Here is a 16178-nt window from a genome sequence, read left to right on the forward strand (position 1 = left end):
CGGGCCCGAGTCCGGTCGGACTCAGGTCACCCGGTACGCCGTGTAGCGCACCGCATCGGCATCTCGGATGCACGAGGCGACGAACACCGACCGCTGCAGGTGCGCGAGGTGCGGCGCCGCGGTCTCGATCGTCACGACGGTCCGGAAGTAGTACGTCGACGGGTCGACCGCGTCGCCGCGCAGCAGCGCGTCGAGCACGGCCGGCTCGCCCGAGCGCACGCCGGCGACCTGCAGGTAGAGCAGATCGCCGGCGTCGGTGCGGGCCGAGTAGCGGCCGTCGATCTCGAGCGTGCCGTCGGGGCGGACGAGCTGCCAGTCGGCGCCGCCGGTGAGGATCTCGCCCGTGATCGAGCCCGTCACCCGGCCACCGGTGATCGCGATGACCCGCCGGTGCCCGGCGCGGGTCACGCCGTAGTCGTCGACCCCGCCGATGTGCACGACGACCTCGAACGCCGGTTCCAGCGACGGGACGGGCGGGGCGGGCCGGGCGGTCATGCGCGCACCTCGCCCGTCGTGGCATCCGTCGCCCGGCCGGCCGGGTCCGCGCCATCGGCACCGCTCCGGAGCTCGATCAGCACGTCGCGCAGCCGCTCGAGCGCCGGCAGTGCGGCGTCGAGTGCGGCGCGATCCTCCGCGGGCAGGGCGGATGCCGCATCCGCGACGATCGCGGCCGAGGCGCGGTCGAAGCGCTCGAAGAGGTCGATGGCGCGGGCGGATGCCACGACCTCGACGCCTCGTCCGTCGCCGACGCGCGGGGTGCGGGCGACGAGGCCGTCGCGTTCCATCCGGTTCAGCAGGTTGCTGACGGTCGATCGGCCGAGGCCGAGCGAGTCGGCGAGTTCGCTCGGCGACGCGACCGTTCCGCCGGGCAGCGCCCGGATGACCTCGATCTGCGCGTCGGGCAGCTCGGGCAGGCCCTCCCGCCGGCGGGCGGCGCCGAGGAGCGCGCGGCGGAGCGGGGAGACGACGGCGGCGAGCCGGGCGGCGTCGAAGCTCACGACCCGGCCCCCGCTCGGTCCACACTCATCGATGCTCGGGAGTTGAGCACGTCGGGGTGGAACCCGGCCGCGCGCTTGTAGGCGGCGGCGATCTCGGCGAGCTCGGCCTCGGGGATGACGTCGTGGATGTCGGCGAAGCCCTCGGGCGCGCGCTCGTGGGCGAGCTGCATGACGCGCTCGGGGCCGGTCCGCCTGGTCATGTCGAGCAGGGCGGCGGTCGCCGGCCGGCGGTCGGCCTCGTACGCGTCGAGGGCCTCGGCGATGGTCGGCGCGGTCGCCAGGTGGAAGGCGAGCGTCCGCGCGTCGAGGATCGCCTGCGAGCCGCCGTTCGAGCCATTCGGGTACATGGCGTGCGCGGCGTCGCCGACGAGGGTCGTGCGGCCGAACGTCCACCGCGGCAGGGCGTCGCGATCGACCATCGGGTATTCGAGGATCTCGTCGGCGGCCGCGATCGCGGCGGGCACGTCGAGCCAGTCGAACGTCCAGTCGCGGAACAGCTCGACGATCGGGCCGGGGTCGACCGCGCGGTTCCAGTCGGCGTCGGGCGAGCCCTCGCCGCGCCGCTCGGCGATGAAGTTCACGCGCTGCCGGCCGGCGTCGTCGGGCTCGCCCAGCGGGTAGGCGACGAACTTCTGCTCGCCGTCGCCGGCCATGATCATCGTGCGACCGTCGAGGTACCCGGGGATCACCGCGGTGCCGCGCCACAGGGTGAGGCCGCTCCACGGCGGCGCGCCCTCGTCGGGGTAGCGGATGGCGCGGAGTGCCGAGTGGATGCCGTCGGCGCCGACGACGAGGTCGCCCGTGGCATCCACCGGGCCGGTGGCCGTCTCGAAGGTCGCCGTGACCGAACCTTCCCCTTCGGCGACACCGACCAGGCGGTGCCCGGTGACGACGACGTCGCCGAGTCGCTCGCGGACGAGGTCGAGCAGCGCGAGCTGGAGGCGACCGCGGTGCACCGACAGCTGCGGCCAGCGGTACCCGGCATCGAGCCCGCGCGGCTCGGACCAGATCGGCTGGCCGTGCCGGTTGTAGTAGGCGAGGCGCGAGGGCGCGACGCCGAGCTCCGCGATGCGGTCGGCGACGCCGAGCTCGGTGAGCTCGCGCACGGCGTGCGGCAGCAGGTTGATGCCGACGCCGAGCCCGCGGATCTCGGGTGCGCGCTCGAAGATGCGGAGGTCGCGGATGCCGGCGGCCTCGAGACTGAGGGCCGTGGCGAGCCCGGCGATGCCGGCTCCGACGATGACGACGTTCACGGTGCGGTGCTCCTGTCTGCGCGACCCCGTCGGCGCGCGTGAAAGTAGTTTTGCATGTGAACTAGATTTCGTCCACACGTGCCCCGTCATGGCCGTGCCGGTGCCCTACTGTCATCCCATGGGCACGACGGCGTCTGCGTACCTCACCGGCTTCGGCCGGTACCTTCCGGGGGATCCGGTCGACAACGACGGCATCGTCGCGCGCCTCGGGGGCGACGACGCGGTCACCGCCCGCATCCGCGGCATGATCCTCGACCAGAACGGCATCCGGCAGCGCCACTACGCCCTCGACGAGCAGGGCGAGCCGACCGAGCTGAACGAGGAGCTCGCGGTCAAGGCGATCACCGCGGCGCTCGACGACCGTGGCATCCGCCCCGGCGACCTGCGGATGCTCGCGTGCGCGACCACGATCGGCGACGTGCTCGTGCCGGGGTTCGCGTCGATGGTGCACGGCCGGCTCGGCGGCGGGCCGATGCAGCTGCTGTCGGCGTCGGGCGTGTGCGCGTCGAGCCTGCAGGCGCTCGACGCGGCCGTGAGCAAGGTGAAGCTCGGCGACCACCCGCGCGTCGCCGTCGTCGGCTCCGAGCTCGCGAGCCGCAGCCTCCGGCAGCGCCGGTTCGACGGCATCCGCGCCGGCATGGACTCGCACTTCCTCCGCTGGATGCTCTCCGACGGCGCGGGCGCCGTGGTCGTCGAGTTCCAGCCGCACCCCGACCGGCCCTCGCTCCGCGTCGACTGGGTGCGGCACGTCTCGCTCGCCCACGAGCACGATGTCTGCATGCGTGCCGGGATGGACGGGATCGAACCCGAGGTCGGGCGCACGTGGCAGGACGCGGGCATCGGCGACGCCGAGGCATCCGGCATGTTCGTGCTCAGGCAGGACGTGAGCGTGCTCGACGACCTCGCGGGCGCGGGCCTCCGCCAGTTCGAGGAACTCGTCGACATCGGCCTCGTCGACGTGAGCCACCTCGACCACGTGATCTGCCACTACAGCACCAACGCGTTCCGCGACCTCGCGTTCGACGGCCTGCGCCGCCGCATCCCGACGCTCGACACCGACCGCTGGTTCTCGAACCTCGAGACCTGCGGCAACACGGGCGCCGCGAGCATCTTCATCGCCCTCGAGGAGGCCTGGCGAACCGGCCGCTTCGCGCCGGGCGAGACCATCCTCTTGGCCGTGCCCGAATCGGGCCGGTTCTCGTTCGCCTTCGCCCACCTCACCGTGGTCGCCCCACCCGACCGACAAGGAGCCCTCGCATGACCGACACGACGACCGAGACCGCGACGACGGATGCCACGGCGGGCGGGCCCGGCACCGCAACCGCCCCGCTCTCCGAGCGTCTCGCCGACGTCTGGATGGAGCTCGAGGAACGCCTCGACCGAGTGCCGATCCTCCGCGCGCTCGCCGAGGGCACCGTGACGATCGACGACTACCGCCGGCTGCTGTTCAACCTGCGCCAGCAGGTCGTCGACGGGTCCCCGTGGATCAGCCGTGCCGCCTCCAACTTCGACATCGACCACTTCACGCTGCGCGCCGCGGCGATCAAGCACGCCGAGGAGGAGCACCGCGACTACCTCATGCTCGAGCGCGACTACGTCGCGATCGGCGGATCGCTCGACGAGCTGCGCGCCGGCCGGAAGAACCTCGGCTCCGAGGCGCTCTCCGGCTACATGTTCACCTACGCCGACCGGCCGAACCCCGTCGGCCTGCTCGGAGCGATGTTCATCATCGAGGGGCTCGGCGCGAAACGCGCGGCCGGCTGGGCGGCGCGGTTCCAGGAGGTGCTCGGGCTCGCCGACACCCAGGTGCACTTCATGACGTACCACCAGGAGGCCGACGGCGCGCACACCGGCGACCTCCAGGCGATCCTCGACTCCGGGATCATCGACGACGCGGCCGCCGACGAGATCGTCCGCTGCGCAGAGGTCGTCGCCCGGCTCTACGCGCTGCAGCTCGAAGAGCTGGACCGCTGACGTGCCGAAGGTGCCGAATCTGCCGAAGGTGCCACGGGTCCCCGAGTACGTCCGCTCCGACCCGAGCATGTGGCAGGCGGTCTACGCCGACCCGTCGGTGCCGCTCGACCGCGCGCTCGTTCGGCAGATCATCAACGACCAGCGGCGCCTGTCGCGACGCTGGCTGTACCCGATCGCACGCGTCGTCTCGCGCGTGCTCGTCGCGCTCATCTCGATCGTCAAGCGCGTGCTGCCGTTCCGGTGGATGCCGCTGCACACCATGGACGTGCTGTGCGTGTGGTTCCTCCGCCGGTTCGTCTCGCCCGACGCGGTCGACCTGCTGATCCGGCACTTCGTCGTCGAGACGAACCTCGTGAACTTCATCATCCGGAACACGCCCGTCGACATGGAGCCCGTGACGCTCCGGCCGGAGGCGCTCTCGGGCCTCGGCGACCAGGCCGTCGTCGAGCACGACGTCAACGTCTACGACGTGCTCATCGCGCTCGACGACGTGCCGCTGACCAAGCCCGAGACGCTCGACTTCTCGCAGCTCGACGTGCCGCCGCTCGATGCCGAGCGCGGCCGTCGCCGCCTGCTGCGCCTCGACATCCAGACCGCGCTCTGCTTCATGAACATCCCGTTCTCGATGGCGCTCACGGTCGAGGAGTACCGGCGCGCGGTGCACTCCATCCGCTTCGACGACTCGTTCCTCGAGATCCTCGCGCTCGTCACCGACGACGACACGTTCCGGCACTGGAAGCTCGCGGGCATGAGCCTCTGGATGGACTCGAACGTCGACGTGCCGCGGATGGTCTACCGGCACGCGCTCGTCTGCGAGTACGCGCACGCCCGGCTCGTGAAGCTCGCCGGAGGCGCGTACCCGCGCGACACGGCGACCCCGTTCGACTGAGTTCGGTGCACCGGCGTCAGCGCTCGGACGTCACGCACCCGGTCTCGACCGGCTCTCCCGCGAACCGGGCGGCCGTCCATTCGACGAGTTCGGGCACGAGCGGCGAGTCCGGCTCGACGAGCGGCACGTGGTCGCGGCCCTCGTACACCCGGTAGTCGACCTGCTGGCCCGCGGCGCAGAGGTCCTCGACGTAGGCGTCCTGCGCCTGGCGCACCACGAGCTGGTCGGCCGCGCCCTGGCCGAGCAGGAGCGGCGCACTGATCGTGGGCGGCGGCGTGTTCTCGACGAGGCGCTCACCGAAGGCGCCGGTGGTCGGATCCGCGGCGCCGATCTCCGGGTCGCGGGAGAGGCCGAGCACGCTCAGCACCGACGCGAAGCTGCTCGGCTCAGCGAGGCACCGATCTGCCATCTGGCGCACGGTCACCTCGGCGCCCGGCCGCACGTACTCGCGGTAGGTGACATCCGGATAGATCGCGGTGTAGGCGGCGATCACGAACGACTGGAAGATCGACCCGCCGGTGACGTTCGGGAGGTTCTCGATCAGGCCCGTGAGGTTCGACGCGGGTGCGAGCGCGGCGACGCCCGCGATGTCGAGTTCTGGAGCGTACTCGTCGGCGAGCGCGCCGGTCCACAGCGCAGCGCCGCCGCCCTGCGAGTGCCCCCAGACGACGGTCCGACCGCCGAGCCTCGCCTCCTCCAGCTCGGATGCCGCGCGGCGGGCGTCGAGCGCGGCGTGCGCGCTCGGCCGGCCGATGAGGTACGGGTGCGGTCCCGGCGTCCCGAGGCCGAGGTAGTCGGTCGCGACGAGCGCCCAGCCGTTGTCGATGACCTCGGGCAGCAGGAACAGCGCGCCCGATTCGAACGGCTCCTCCGCGAGCGATGGCGCGCACGGCTGCGCGAACCCCGTCGTGCCGTGGGTCCAGTCGATCACGGGGAAGTCCTCACCCTCCGCGGGGACGACGACGAGGCCGCTCGCGACGGCGGCCTCGCCCGCGTGGTCCGTGGTCGTGTAGAGGATGCGCCAGGCCGTCGCGTCCTCGGGGACGCCGCGAGTGAACGACTCGGCGCGGATGAGCCTGCCGGGTTCGCCGGGCACGTCGCGCGGCGCGGCGTAGAACTCGTCGACCACCGGCGAGCCGCCGCGGACGGTCGCGCTGATCGAGCCGGCGATCACCGCGAGGAGCACGGCGACGACCGCGGCGATCGTGCGGGTCCAGCGTCGGAGGCCGGTCGGTTCCCCGGCGGCGCGCGGTCTCGGCTGGGTGCCCCGCACGGCGTGCCAGACGAGCAGGAGGCCGACGATGATGAGCCGCGCACCGAACACCACCGCGACGACGAGGAGCGTGATGTCGGGCCAGAGCAGGGCGAGCAGGCCGAACGAGATCCCTGCCACGCCGAGCAGCCCGGATGCGACGCGGGCGTCCCAGGTGACGCCGCGCCGGAAGGCGGCCAGGATCGACAGGGCGCCGTTCACGATGAGCGCGACCGCGACGACGAGGGCGACGGTCCGCACCGTGAGGCCCGGGAACAACAGGACGAAGAGGCCCGCGATGATCCAGAGCGCTGCGGTGACGATACGCCACCGCGGCATCCGCTCCTCGTCGTCGGGATCTCCGCCGCCCGCGAGTTCGAGGATGCCGGTGAGGAGGAGACCGGCGCCGATCAGGAGCGCGAGGACTCCCAACGACGTGGTCGGGCGGGTGAGGATCACCGCTCCGAGGATCACCGCCACGGCGCCGAGAAGGGCCCGGACCCATCGCGGCAGGCGGGCGAACCACGTCTCGAGCCGGTTCGTCATGCGTGCTCCTCGGTCGCGGGTGCGGGGGTGCCGGACTCTGCGGCGCGGCGCCGTTGCAGGCGGGTGTAGACGGTCACGGCGACGTTCGAGACGAGCGCGTAGATGATCGCCGTGCCCGCGAAGCTCTCCTCGGGGAAGATCGAGGCCGCGAGTCCGATGGCGAGCCCCGGGTTGCGGTTGGCGCAGGCGATGGCGAGGACCACGGCGTCGGAGCGGTCGGGACCGCCCAGCGCGTGGCCGACGGCGAGCCCCACCGCGATGAAGACGAACATCACCAGGAGCGTCACGAGCGAGAGGACGCTCAGCACCGCGGGGAACACGAGGACCAGCAGCGCGAGCAGGGCGACGCCCATCACGGAGTTCGCTATGGCGACGAGGCGGCCGCCGAACCGGTCGGCAGCGGTCGGCCAGAGTCGGCCCACGACGAACCCGATCGCGAGCGGCAGGAGCACCTGGGTGGCCATGGCGGTGGCGATGGTCAGCGGCGACAGCCCGAACGGACGGTCCATCAGCCGGCCGATGAGGTCGGACAGCGCGGGGATCAGCACGGGCGAGATCACGGCGACGGCGAAGGCGAGCCCGAAGGCGTAGCTCGAGCGTCCGCCGGAGCCGATCTCGGTGCGGGGCAGGAGTGCCGGGATCGGAGTGAGTGCGATCACGACCAGCGCCACCTCGGCCGCGTGCGGGAAGTCGAGGTAGACGTGCGCCGCGAGCGCGACGACCGGCATCACCACGAACATCGCCACGAGCGAGACGAACAGCACCCGCGGGTTGCGCAGCACCCACAGCAGGTCGTCCGGCCGGGCGGAGAGGCCGTATCCGAAGACCGTGATCGCGACCGTCGCCTGGATCACCGTCGACACCACCGTCAGGATGTCCATGTTCTGCCCTCGCTTCCCACTATCTCACCGTGCTCGCCCTGGCCGTCGCCGGCTCGACGACCGCGGGCAGCCAGCGGTCGATCGCCTCCCACACCACGGCGCGCACGGGCTTCGACGACAGCGTGACGTCGTGCAGGGCGCCCTCGATGCGGCGGATCGAGACGTCCATGCCGAGATCGGCGGCACGGCGAGCCACGCCGGCCACGTCGATGGCCGTGTCGGCGTGGCGCATCTGCTCCGACCAGGCCGGCTGCAACATGCTCCGCGCCGACAGCAGGACGAGCACGGGGATGCGCAGGCCGAGGCCGCGGGCCACCTGCCCGTGCCCGCGAAGCACCGCATTCAGCCAACCGCGGTTGGTCCGGAACCCGTGTTCGGGTCGCCATGCGGCCTCATACGTCCACTCGCCACCGAGCTCGGCAGACACCGTCCGGCTGTAGAAGCCGAGGTCGACCTCCGGGAAGGCGGCATACGGGTGGACCACGGCGCCGACCTGGACGACGGGCTCGAGGATGGCGCGGCCGACGGCCCTGGTCTGGAACTCCAGCCAGGGCGCGTTGAGCACGACGCCGTCGGCGACCTCCGGATGGCGCGAAGCGAACAGGCTCGCGACCAGCCCGCCGGTCGAATGGCCCATGAGGATCAGCGGGTCGACGGCACGGCGCCGGATCGCGTCGATGGCCGCGCCGAGCTCCTCGTCGTACACGGCGAGGTCGTCGACGTAGCCGGGCGTCTGGTGGGATCGGAGGCTGCGCCCGTACTTGCGGAGGTCGAGCGCGTGGAACCGACCGCCGCGACGTGCCCAGTACTCGGCGAGCTCGCGCTGGAAGAAGTAGTCCGACCATCCGTGCACGTAGAGCACGTCGAAGCGACCGGGCCCGTCGATGACCTCGTCGCGCGTGCGCCGCACCAGCGTGGCCACCACCGGGCCCTCCGCGTCGGGCGCCAACGCGATCTCGAGCCGCTCGTAGGGCGGCCCGAGCACGTCGCCCGACCAGTGCTCCACGTCGGCCTCAGGCGCCGGCGTCCCGGGTCGTCTCGTCGTCGTCGGCGGCCTCGTCGACGGTGTCGTACGAGGCGGCCACGACCGGCACGGTGCCCATCGGCATGGTGTCCTCCTGCCTGTCCACTGTCCTTCCCGGAAACGCTAGGCAATTCCGGGTTTCGGCGAATCACGGGAATGCGTAGTCTGCTGTCGACCGACTCCAGGCCGGTCGGGGTCGACGCCTTCGGGGGGTGAATGCCCATGCTCGGTCGCGCGCGCGAGCAGGCGGCCGTCGAGGCGTTGCTCGCTCGAGCCCGTGGAGGGCAGGGCGCCTCGCTCGTGATCGTCGGGGACCCGGGCGTCGGCAAGACCTCGCTCCTCGAACACGGCATCGCGGCCGCCGACGGGTTCCGTGTGGCGAGCGCCGTCGGCGTGCAGGCCGAGCGCGAGCTCCCGTTCGCAGGGCTGCAGCAGATCCTCGGTGCGATGCCCGACGCGGCCGATCGGCTGCCGGATCCGCAGCGTGAGGCGGTGGACGTCGCGCTCGGGCGGGCCGTCCAGCCGGCGCCTCGTCCCTTCGTGCTCGGCATGGCCCTCCTCGGGCTCCTCGCAGCGGCGGCCCGGGATCGGCCCCTCCTCTGCGTCGTGGACGACGTGCACTGGCTCGACGCCTCGAGTGTCCAGGTCCTCGGGATCGTCGCCCGACGGATCGAACGGCTGCCGGTCGCGATGCTGTTCGTGAAACGCGTCGGGCTCGACGCGCCCGGCGTCGACGGCATCCATGAGATGCAGGTCGGCGGGCTCGGCGAGGCCGACGCGCGCGCGCTGGTGCACTCGATCGCCGGTGGTCCGATGGACGAGCAGGTCGTCGCGCGCATCATCGACGAGGCCGGGGGCAATCCGCTCATGCTCCGCGAGGCGACGAAGGCCAGCCTGATGTATCTCGAGGGCCAGCCCGATCCGGGTGCCGCGAGCCTGCCCATGGCGAGCCGGCTGGAGCGGGCGTTCTCGAAGCGGCTGGCGCTGCTCGACGAGGGCCCGGCATCCGTCCTCCTGCTGGTCGCGGCCGATCCGACCGGGGACCCGAGGCTGGTCGCGCGGGCCGCCAGGGGCATCGGCCGCTCGATCGACGACCTCGGTCCGGCTGAGGCCGCCGGGCTCGTCCGGCTGGGTCGGCGGATCACCTTCGAGCACCCACTCGTGCGCTCCGCCGCGTACGGGCGCGCGAGCGGCGACGAGCTTCGCCGGGCGCACGCCGCGCTCGCGGGGGCGACGGACCGGCAGCGCGACCCCGATCGGCGCGCCTGGCACCAGGCGCTCGGGACCTTCGGGCTCTCCGAGTCCGTCGCCGCGGCGTTGGAGCAGTCCGCGGGTCGTGCCGGGGCCCGGGGCGGCTTCCTCGCAGCGGCCGCCTTCTACGAACGCGCCATGCAGATGGCGGAATCGCCGGCGACCCGGATCCGGTGCGCGGTGGCCGGCGCCACCGCGCTCGAGCTCGCGGGCGCGCAGCCGCGGGCGTTGCGCATGCTCCAGGAGGCGCGCTGGGACGCCGAGGACCCGGCCGACCGGGCCCGCCTCGACGTCGTGCGCGGGCGGCTGCTCTTCACCCTCGAGCGCAGCGAGCGGCCCGTCGAGCTGTTCCTCTCCGCGGCGGAGGCGCTGTCCGGAATCGACCCGCCGGCGTCGCGGGAGACGTACCTGGACGCGCTCTCGGCGGCCACCCTTGCGGCATCCGGCGAGCACGGTCGCGGCATCCGCTCGACGGCCGAACGCGCGCGCGAGGCCCCGCCGCCGGAACCCGGCGCGCACCGGACGATCGACCGGCTGCTGGAGGTCATGCGCGAGCTCGCCCTCGCCGAGCCGGCCGACTCGTTGCCGCTGCTGCGTCGTCACCTGCGCGAGTTCTCGGATGTCGCGGACGACCCGGGCGTGCGCGCCCGGTGGCTCTGGATCGCCAGTCGCCTCGCGGCGATCGGCTGGGACGAGCACCGGTGGAGCGCCTTCATCGAGGAGGGGACCGCGACCGCTCGCGCCGCCGGGGCGCTCACCGCCGTCGCGGCGACGACCACCACGGGAGTCGCGCTGGAGCTGCTGCGCGGGCGTGGCGCCGAGGCGCAGCGGCTCGCCGAGGACGCACTCGAGATCTGGGACTCCATCTCCATTCCGGCGGCACCGTACGGCGTCGCCGCGATCGCCGCGTGGAAGGGCGAGCCGAGCGGGGAGGCCCTGTTCGCGCGCGAGCTCGACGCGGCGGCGGAGCGCGGCGAGGGGATGGCGCGGGCGCTCGTCCACTGGGCACGGGCCCTCCATGCCGTGGGCGGCATGCGATACGAAGAGGCGCTTCCCCACGCACTGGCCGCAGCCCGGTACCCGGTCGTCATCGTGTACTCCACGTGGGGGCTCGTCGAGGCCGTCGAGGCGTCGGCCCGGATCGGCGACCGGGCGATGGCCGAGCAGACGCTCGACCGGTTGGCCGTCTCCACGGCCGCCGCGGGCACGGACTGGGCGCGCGGCGTACAGGACCGATCGGCCGCGCTCGTCGCGGACGAGGCGGACGACGCCGAGCGACTCCACGTCAGCGCGATCGAGCACCTCTCGCGGACCGGGCTCCGCGCCGAGCAGGCGCGTGCGCACCTGCTCTACGGCGAGTGGCTGCGGCGGCAGCGGCGCCGGGGGGATGCGCGCCTGCACCTCGATCGCGCCGTCGAGGTGTTCACGACCATGGGCGCCCAGGCCTTCGGTCGACGCGCGAGCGCCGAGCTGGCCGCACTCGGCGGCTCGGGGCCGACCGCCAGCGACTCGGGCGAGCTGTCGATCCAGGAGATCGCCGTCGCACGGCTCGCGAGCGAGGGACTGTCCAACTCCGCGATCGCCACGCGCATGCACCTCAGCGCGAGCACTGTCGACTACCACCTGCGGAAGGCGTTCCGGAAGCTCGGCATCTCGTCATCGGGCAGATCTGCGCGGTGGCGTGGCTCGCGATGGTCCTCGTCCGGAACGCGACCAAGGGGGCGCTGGGGCGGCATCCGGAGACCGGTCTGCGCGACGAGCGGTCGCGGCACGTGCGAACCAAGATCGCGCTCATCGAACGCGTCGCGATCGCCGCGATCGGCACGCTCGCGGTCGGGGCGATCCTGTGGACCTTCCCGTCCGTCCGCGCGGTCGGCATCACGATCCTGGCTTCGGCCGGCGTGCTCTCGATCATCGCCGGGCTGGCCGCGCAGACGAGCCTCGCGAACATGTTCGCCGGCATCCAGATCGCCTTCACCGACGGCATCCGCGTCGGCGACATCGTCGTGATCGACGGGCGTCAGGGCCGCATCGAGGAGATCACGCTCACGTACGTCGTCGTCGAGGTGTGGAACGAGACGAGCCTCATCATGCCGTGCACGTGGTTCATCACCACGCCGTTCGAGAACTGGTCGCATTCGGGGGACACCGCGATCGGCGAGGTGCGCCTGACCGCGGCGTGGGGTGTTCCGGTCGGAGCCCTGCGCGACGAGCTGCACCGCGTCGTCGAGGCAAGCGCGCACTGGGACGGCCGGGTGGCCGAGCTGCGCGTCGGCGACACGGCGCCCGACGGCGTCGTCCTCCTCGCGCAGTTCAGCGCCGCCGGCGACGTGGTCGAGCTGCTCCGGTTCGAGGTCCGCGAGGCGCTCGTCGACTTCCTCGACGCGCGCCACCCCGACGCACTGCCGCGCGTGCGGCAGGAGCACATCGAGACATCCGTCACGAAGGGATCGACATGACCGAGCTGATCGGAGTGAACCTCGGCAACTGGCTCGTCCTCGAGAAGTGGATGGCGCCCGAGCTGTTCGACGGCACCGACGCCGAGGACGAGTGGCACCTCACCCACGCGCTCGACGACACCATGCGTCGGGAGCGGTTCACCGTGCATCGCGACACCTGGATCACCGGGCGCGACTTCGCGTACCTCGCTGCGCGCGGGGTGCAGCTCGTGCGGCTTCCCGTGCCGTACTTCGTGTTCGGCGACGTGGAGCCGTTCATCGGCTGCATCGAGTACGTCGATCGAGCGATGGACTGGGCGGAGCGGTACGGGATCCGGGTGCTCGTCGACCTGCACACCGTCCCCGAGAGCCAGAACGGGTTCGACAACGGCGGCATCTGCGGGGTCTGCCGGTTCCACCAGTTCCCCGAGCACGTCGAGTTCGCCCTCACCGTGCTCGAGCGGCTCGCGGCGCGGTACGGCGACCGGCGCGGCCTGTGGGGCATCGAGGTGCTCAACGAACCGATCTCGCCCCAGCTCTGGGCGGCGCTCGACGTGCCGAGGCGGTACCCGGCGCTCGACCCCGAGCGCGCGGCCGGGTCCGAGGGCGTGCCGACCTCCTTCCTCCAGTCCTTCTACCGCGACGCCTATCGCCGGATCCGGGCCGCCGCTCCGGATGCCCGCGTGGTCCTCCACGACGGCTTCCGCATGCACGAATGGCTCGACTGGTTCGACGGCGAGGGTTTCGAGCACTTCGCCGTCGACACCCACATGTACGTGATGATGGCCGGCCAGCGCGACGTCGCCGGCTACCTCGAGTACATCCGCGGCACGTTCGGCGAGACCCTCGCCGAGGCGACGCGTCGCTTCCCCGTGATCGTCGGCGAGTGGTGCCTCGACACCAAGCAGGCCGCCCTCGCGGGGATGCCGGATGCGGACCGTCGCGCGTACAACCGCACCATCGCCGAGGCGCACCTCGCGGCGTTCGAACCGGCAACGGCCTGGACGTACTGGAGCTGGCGGATGCACGTCGACACGCCGGAACTCGACGTGTGGGACTTCCTCCGGGCCACGGAGGCCGGCTACCTCCCGTCGCCGGCGATCCGGCGCTGACCGGGCCGGCTCACGTCACGGCGCGTCAGGGCGGGACGCCGGGACCCCCGGCCGCATGCCCGCCGAACCGAGCACTCGTTCGACGGTGAGCTCGAGGACGATCCGCTCGGGGTTCGGCCTGGGCTGCCGGTACCTGGCCGCGTAGAGCTCGACCGCGAGGGCCACCGAGTCGGCGTCGGTGCGCAGCGCGACCGGACCCTCGAAGCTGATCCACCTCGCCCCGTCGACCGTGTTCACGCTCGCGCGTCCGCTGCGCTCGGCGTTGAGGAACTTCTGCGAGCCCCGGCTGCCGATGATGCGCACGATGCCGTCGAGGTAGGTGATCCCGACCGGCACGGCGTGGATGCGCCCGCGCCGGTCGATCGTCGAGAGCGTCGCGAGGTGGCGTTCGGCGAGGAAGGCGCGCGCTGCGTCGGTGATCACTGCGGTCGGGCTCCTCGCGGGGGGATGGTGGTCGCCGACATCCTCTCACCCGCGCCCGACCGGATGCCGCGCCAGGAGCCTCGTGCATGAAGATCCGGCGGATGGTGCCCCGGCAGGCGCCATTCGCCGGATCCTCATGCACTGCGCTGCGGTGTCCCGTGTTCGGTTACGCCGCCTTGCGACGGTAGATCCGCATGGCGAACCCGAAGGCGACCGCCGCGATGCCGACGAGCCAGGCGAGCGCGATCCAGATGTCGGCACCGACGGGCTCGCCCGCGAAGAGCGCCCGGGTCGTGTCGACGATCGCGGTCACGGGCTGGTTCTCGGCGAACCAGGCCACCGGGCCGGGCATCGAGTCGGTCGGAACGAACGCCGAACTGATGAACGGCAGGAAGATCAGCGGGTAGCTGAAGGCGCTCGCGCCGTCGACGGTCTTCGCCGAGAGGCCGGCGATCACGGCGATCCAGGTCAGAGCGAGGGTGAACAGCATCAGGATGCCGATCACGGCGAGCCACGCGCCCACCGACGCGCCGGTGCGGAAGCCCATGATCAACGCGACACCGATGACGATGGCGACCGACACGAGATTCGCGACGAGCGAGGTGAGCACGTGGCCCCAGAGCACGCTCGACCTCGCGATCGGCATGGACTGGAAGCGCTGGAAGATCCCGCCCTGCAGGTCGAGGAACAGCCGGTACGCCGTGTAGGCGACGCCCGAGGCGATCGTGATGAGGAGGATGCCGGGCAGCATGTAGTCGATGTACGACTCGGTGCTGCCGGTGTCGATCGCTCCGCCGAAGACGTACACGAACAGCAGCATCAGCGCGATCGGGGTGACCGCGGTGGTGATGATCGTGTCGGGGCTGCGGACGATATGGGTCAGCGAGCGGGCGGTGAGGACGCGCGTGTCGCTGAGGACGTGGCTGGTCATGATGACTCCCTTCCGGATGCTGCGCCGCCTGAGGCTTCCCCGGAGCGGGTCGGCTCGCCGACCAGCGCGAGGAACACCTCCTCGAGGCTCGGCTGCTTCTCGACGTACTCGACCTTCGCGGCCGGCAGCAGCCGCTTGAGCTCGGCGAGCGTGCCGTTCTGGATGATCACGCCCTCGTGGAGGATCGCGATGCGGTCGGCCAGCTGCTCGGCCTCGTCGAGGTACTGCGTGGTGAGCAGCACGGTGGTGCCGCCCTCGGCGAGGCGCCGGATCGTCTCCCAGACCTCGATGCGCGCCTGCGGGTCGAGCCCGGTGGTCGGCTCGTCGAGGAAGATGACCGGAGGGTCGCCGATCAGGCTCATCGCGATGTCGAGTCGTCGGCGCATGCCGCCCGAGTAGGTCGCGACCTTCCGCGCGCCCGCGTCGGTCAGCGCGAAGCGGTCCAGCAGGTCGTCCGCGATCGCGCCGGGATCCTTCAGGTGGCGGAGCCGCGCGACGAGCACGAGGTTCTCGCGGCCGGTGAGCACCTCGTCGACCGCGGCGAACTGCCCGGTCAGGCTGATGGAGCCGCGCACGTCGCCGGGCGAGCTCGCGACGTCGGATCCGTGCACGGTCGCCGTGCCGTCATCCGCCTTCAGCAGCGTCGAGAGGATGTTCACGAGCGTCGTCTTGCCCGCGCCGTTCGAGCCGAGCAGGGCGAAGATGCTTCCCGCGGCCACGTCGAAGTCGACTCCGCGCAGCACGTGCAGGTCTCCGAACGACTTCTCGATGCCCTGCACCCGGACCGCCGGCGCGGCGGATGCGGCGGCCGGTGCGGCCGATGCTGCGGTGCTCATCGGGGTCCCTCCTCTCGCTTCGCGTCGGCGATCGCCTTGGTCAGGCGCGCGCGCTCCTTGTCGATCCACTGGGTTCCGCCGTAGGCCTGGGTGAAGGTCTCGGCGAACTCGACGGGGTCGTCGCCGACGAGCTCGCCCACCGGCGTGCCGTCCACGGCGGCCCGCTCGAACAGGTCGGCGAAGTCGCCGAGCATCGTGACGAGCGTGTCGCCGTCGGTGATGCCGCCGTAGTACATGAAGTACCGTTCGAACGCCTTCGCGGCGCCGGCGTAGGGCTCGGGCAGGGCGGCGATGCGGGCCTTGTACTGGCGGTACTGCTTCTTCTGCTCGAGTGAGCCCGTGAGGGCTTCGATCCACTTGGCAGCCATGG

General features: G+C 72.1%; 16 protein-coding genes. 6 read left to right on the forward strand and 10 right to left on the reverse strand.

Features of this window, described 5'->3' with window-relative positions:
- Window positions 1-21 precede the first annotated feature (21 nt).
- The 3 genes from ACULK2_RS03265 to ACULK2_RS03275 are packed head-to-tail and all read right to left on the reverse strand — an operon-like array spanning window position 22 to window position 2251.
- Window positions 22-495, reverse strand: a complete 474-nt coding sequence (locus ACULK2_RS03265; RefSeq protein WP_445969002.1) for a DUF3237 domain-containing protein — start codon at window positions 493-495, stop codon at window positions 22-24.
- Complete coding sequence (locus ACULK2_RS03270) at window positions 492-998, reverse strand: MarR family winged helix-turn-helix transcriptional regulator (protein WP_445969001.1); 507 nt, start codon at window positions 996-998, stop codon at window positions 492-494. Before ACULK2_RS03270 ends, ACULK2_RS03265 begins: the two co-directional genes overlap by 4 nt.
- A complete protein-coding gene (locus ACULK2_RS03275) occupies window positions 995-2251 on the reverse strand; it encodes a flavin-dependent oxidoreductase (protein WP_445969000.1) in 1257 nt (418 codons plus the stop codon). The genes ACULK2_RS03270 and ACULK2_RS03275 overlap by 4 nt, the downstream gene beginning before the upstream one ends.
- Before the next feature lie 118 nt (window positions 2252-2369).
- Between ACULK2_RS03275 and ACULK2_RS03280 the strand changes: the two genes are divergently transcribed.
- Genes ACULK2_RS03280 through ACULK2_RS03290 form a run of 3 tightly spaced genes read left to right on the forward strand, consistent with a single transcriptional unit; the run spans window position 2370 to window position 5114 of the window.
- Window positions 2370-3512 carry a 3-oxoacyl-[acyl-carrier-protein] synthase III C-terminal domain-containing protein gene (locus ACULK2_RS03280; protein WP_445968999.1) on the forward strand — a complete coding sequence of 381 codons (1143 nt, stop codon included), beginning with the start codon at window positions 2370-2372 and terminating at the stop codon, window positions 3510-3512.
- Window positions 3509-4225, forward strand: a complete 717-nt coding sequence (locus tag ACULK2_RS03285) for an iron-containing redox enzyme family protein (protein ID WP_445968998.1) — start codon at window positions 3509-3511, stop codon at window positions 4223-4225. Before ACULK2_RS03280 ends, ACULK2_RS03285 begins: the two co-directional genes overlap by 4 nt.
- A gap of 10 nt (window positions 4226-4235) precedes the next feature.
- Entirely contained in the window at window positions 4236-5114 is an 879-nt protein-coding gene (locus ACULK2_RS03290) for a DUF6999 family protein (RefSeq protein WP_445968997.1), read from the forward strand.
- 16 nt (window positions 5115-5130) lie between these two features.
- On the opposite strand, the gene ACULK2_RS03295 is transcribed toward ACULK2_RS03290, so the two are convergent.
- The 3 genes from ACULK2_RS03295 to ACULK2_RS03305 are packed head-to-tail and all read right to left on the reverse strand — an operon-like array spanning window position 5131 to window position 8799.
- Window positions 5131-6912, reverse strand: a complete 1782-nt coding sequence (locus ACULK2_RS03295; protein WP_445968996.1) for a lipase family protein — start codon at window positions 6910-6912, stop codon at window positions 5131-5133.
- A complete protein-coding gene (locus tag ACULK2_RS03300; RefSeq protein WP_445968995.1) occupies window positions 6909-7793 on the reverse strand; it encodes a bile acid:sodium symporter family protein in 885 nt (294 codons plus the stop codon). Before ACULK2_RS03300 ends, ACULK2_RS03295 begins: the two co-directional genes overlap by 4 nt.
- A gap of 19 nt (window positions 7794-7812) precedes the next feature.
- On the reverse strand, window positions 7813-8799 hold the full coding sequence (locus ACULK2_RS03305) for an alpha/beta hydrolase (protein WP_445968994.1): 987 nt from the start codon (window positions 8797-8799) through the stop codon (window positions 7813-7815).
- 234 nt (window positions 8800-9033) lie between these two features.
- Between ACULK2_RS03305 and ACULK2_RS03310 the strand changes: the two genes are divergently transcribed.
- Genes ACULK2_RS03310 through ACULK2_RS03320 form a run of 3 tightly spaced genes read left to right on the forward strand, consistent with a single transcriptional unit; the run spans window position 9034 to window position 13618 of the window.
- Entirely contained in the window at window positions 9034-12078 is a 3045-nt protein-coding gene (locus ACULK2_RS03310; RefSeq protein WP_445968993.1) for an ATP-binding protein, read from the forward strand.
- On the forward strand, window positions 12018-12527 hold the full coding sequence (locus ACULK2_RS03315) for a mechanosensitive ion channel family protein (protein ID WP_445968992.1): 510 nt from the start codon (window positions 12018-12020) through the stop codon (window positions 12525-12527). Before ACULK2_RS03310 ends, ACULK2_RS03315 begins: the two co-directional genes overlap by 61 nt.
- Window positions 12524-13618 carry a glycoside hydrolase family 5 protein gene (locus ACULK2_RS03320; protein WP_445968991.1) on the forward strand — a complete coding sequence of 365 codons (1095 nt, stop codon included), beginning with the start codon at window positions 12524-12526 and terminating at the stop codon, window positions 13616-13618. Before ACULK2_RS03315 ends, ACULK2_RS03320 begins: the two co-directional genes overlap by 4 nt.
- Window positions 13619-13633: 15 nt before the next feature.
- Here the strand turns inward: ACULK2_RS03320 and ACULK2_RS03325 are convergent, their stop codons facing one another.
- The 4 genes from ACULK2_RS03325 to ACULK2_RS03340 form a co-directional block, all read right to left on the reverse strand.
- Entirely contained in the window at window positions 13634-14041 is a 408-nt protein-coding gene (locus ACULK2_RS03325; protein WP_445968990.1) for a pyridoxamine 5'-phosphate oxidase family protein, read from the reverse strand.
- Between the two features lie 166 nt (window positions 14042-14207).
- A complete protein-coding gene (locus ACULK2_RS03330; protein WP_445968989.1) occupies window positions 14208-14972 on the reverse strand; it encodes an ABC transporter permease in 765 nt (254 codons plus the stop codon).
- The gene (locus ACULK2_RS03335) at window positions 14969-15808 is read right to left on the reverse strand and encodes an ABC transporter ATP-binding protein (RefSeq protein WP_445968988.1); all 840 of its coding nucleotides are present in this window, start codon (window positions 15806-15808) and stop codon (window positions 14969-14971) included. The genes ACULK2_RS03330 and ACULK2_RS03335 overlap by 4 nt, the downstream gene beginning before the upstream one ends.
- Entirely contained in the window at window positions 15805-16176 is a 372-nt protein-coding gene (locus ACULK2_RS03340; protein WP_445968987.1) for a DUF1048 domain-containing protein, read from the reverse strand. The genes ACULK2_RS03335 and ACULK2_RS03340 overlap by 4 nt, the downstream gene beginning before the upstream one ends.
- Window positions 16177-16178: the final 2 nt, after the last annotated feature.

Source organism: Agromyces molybdatiresistens (assembly GCF_052748445.2).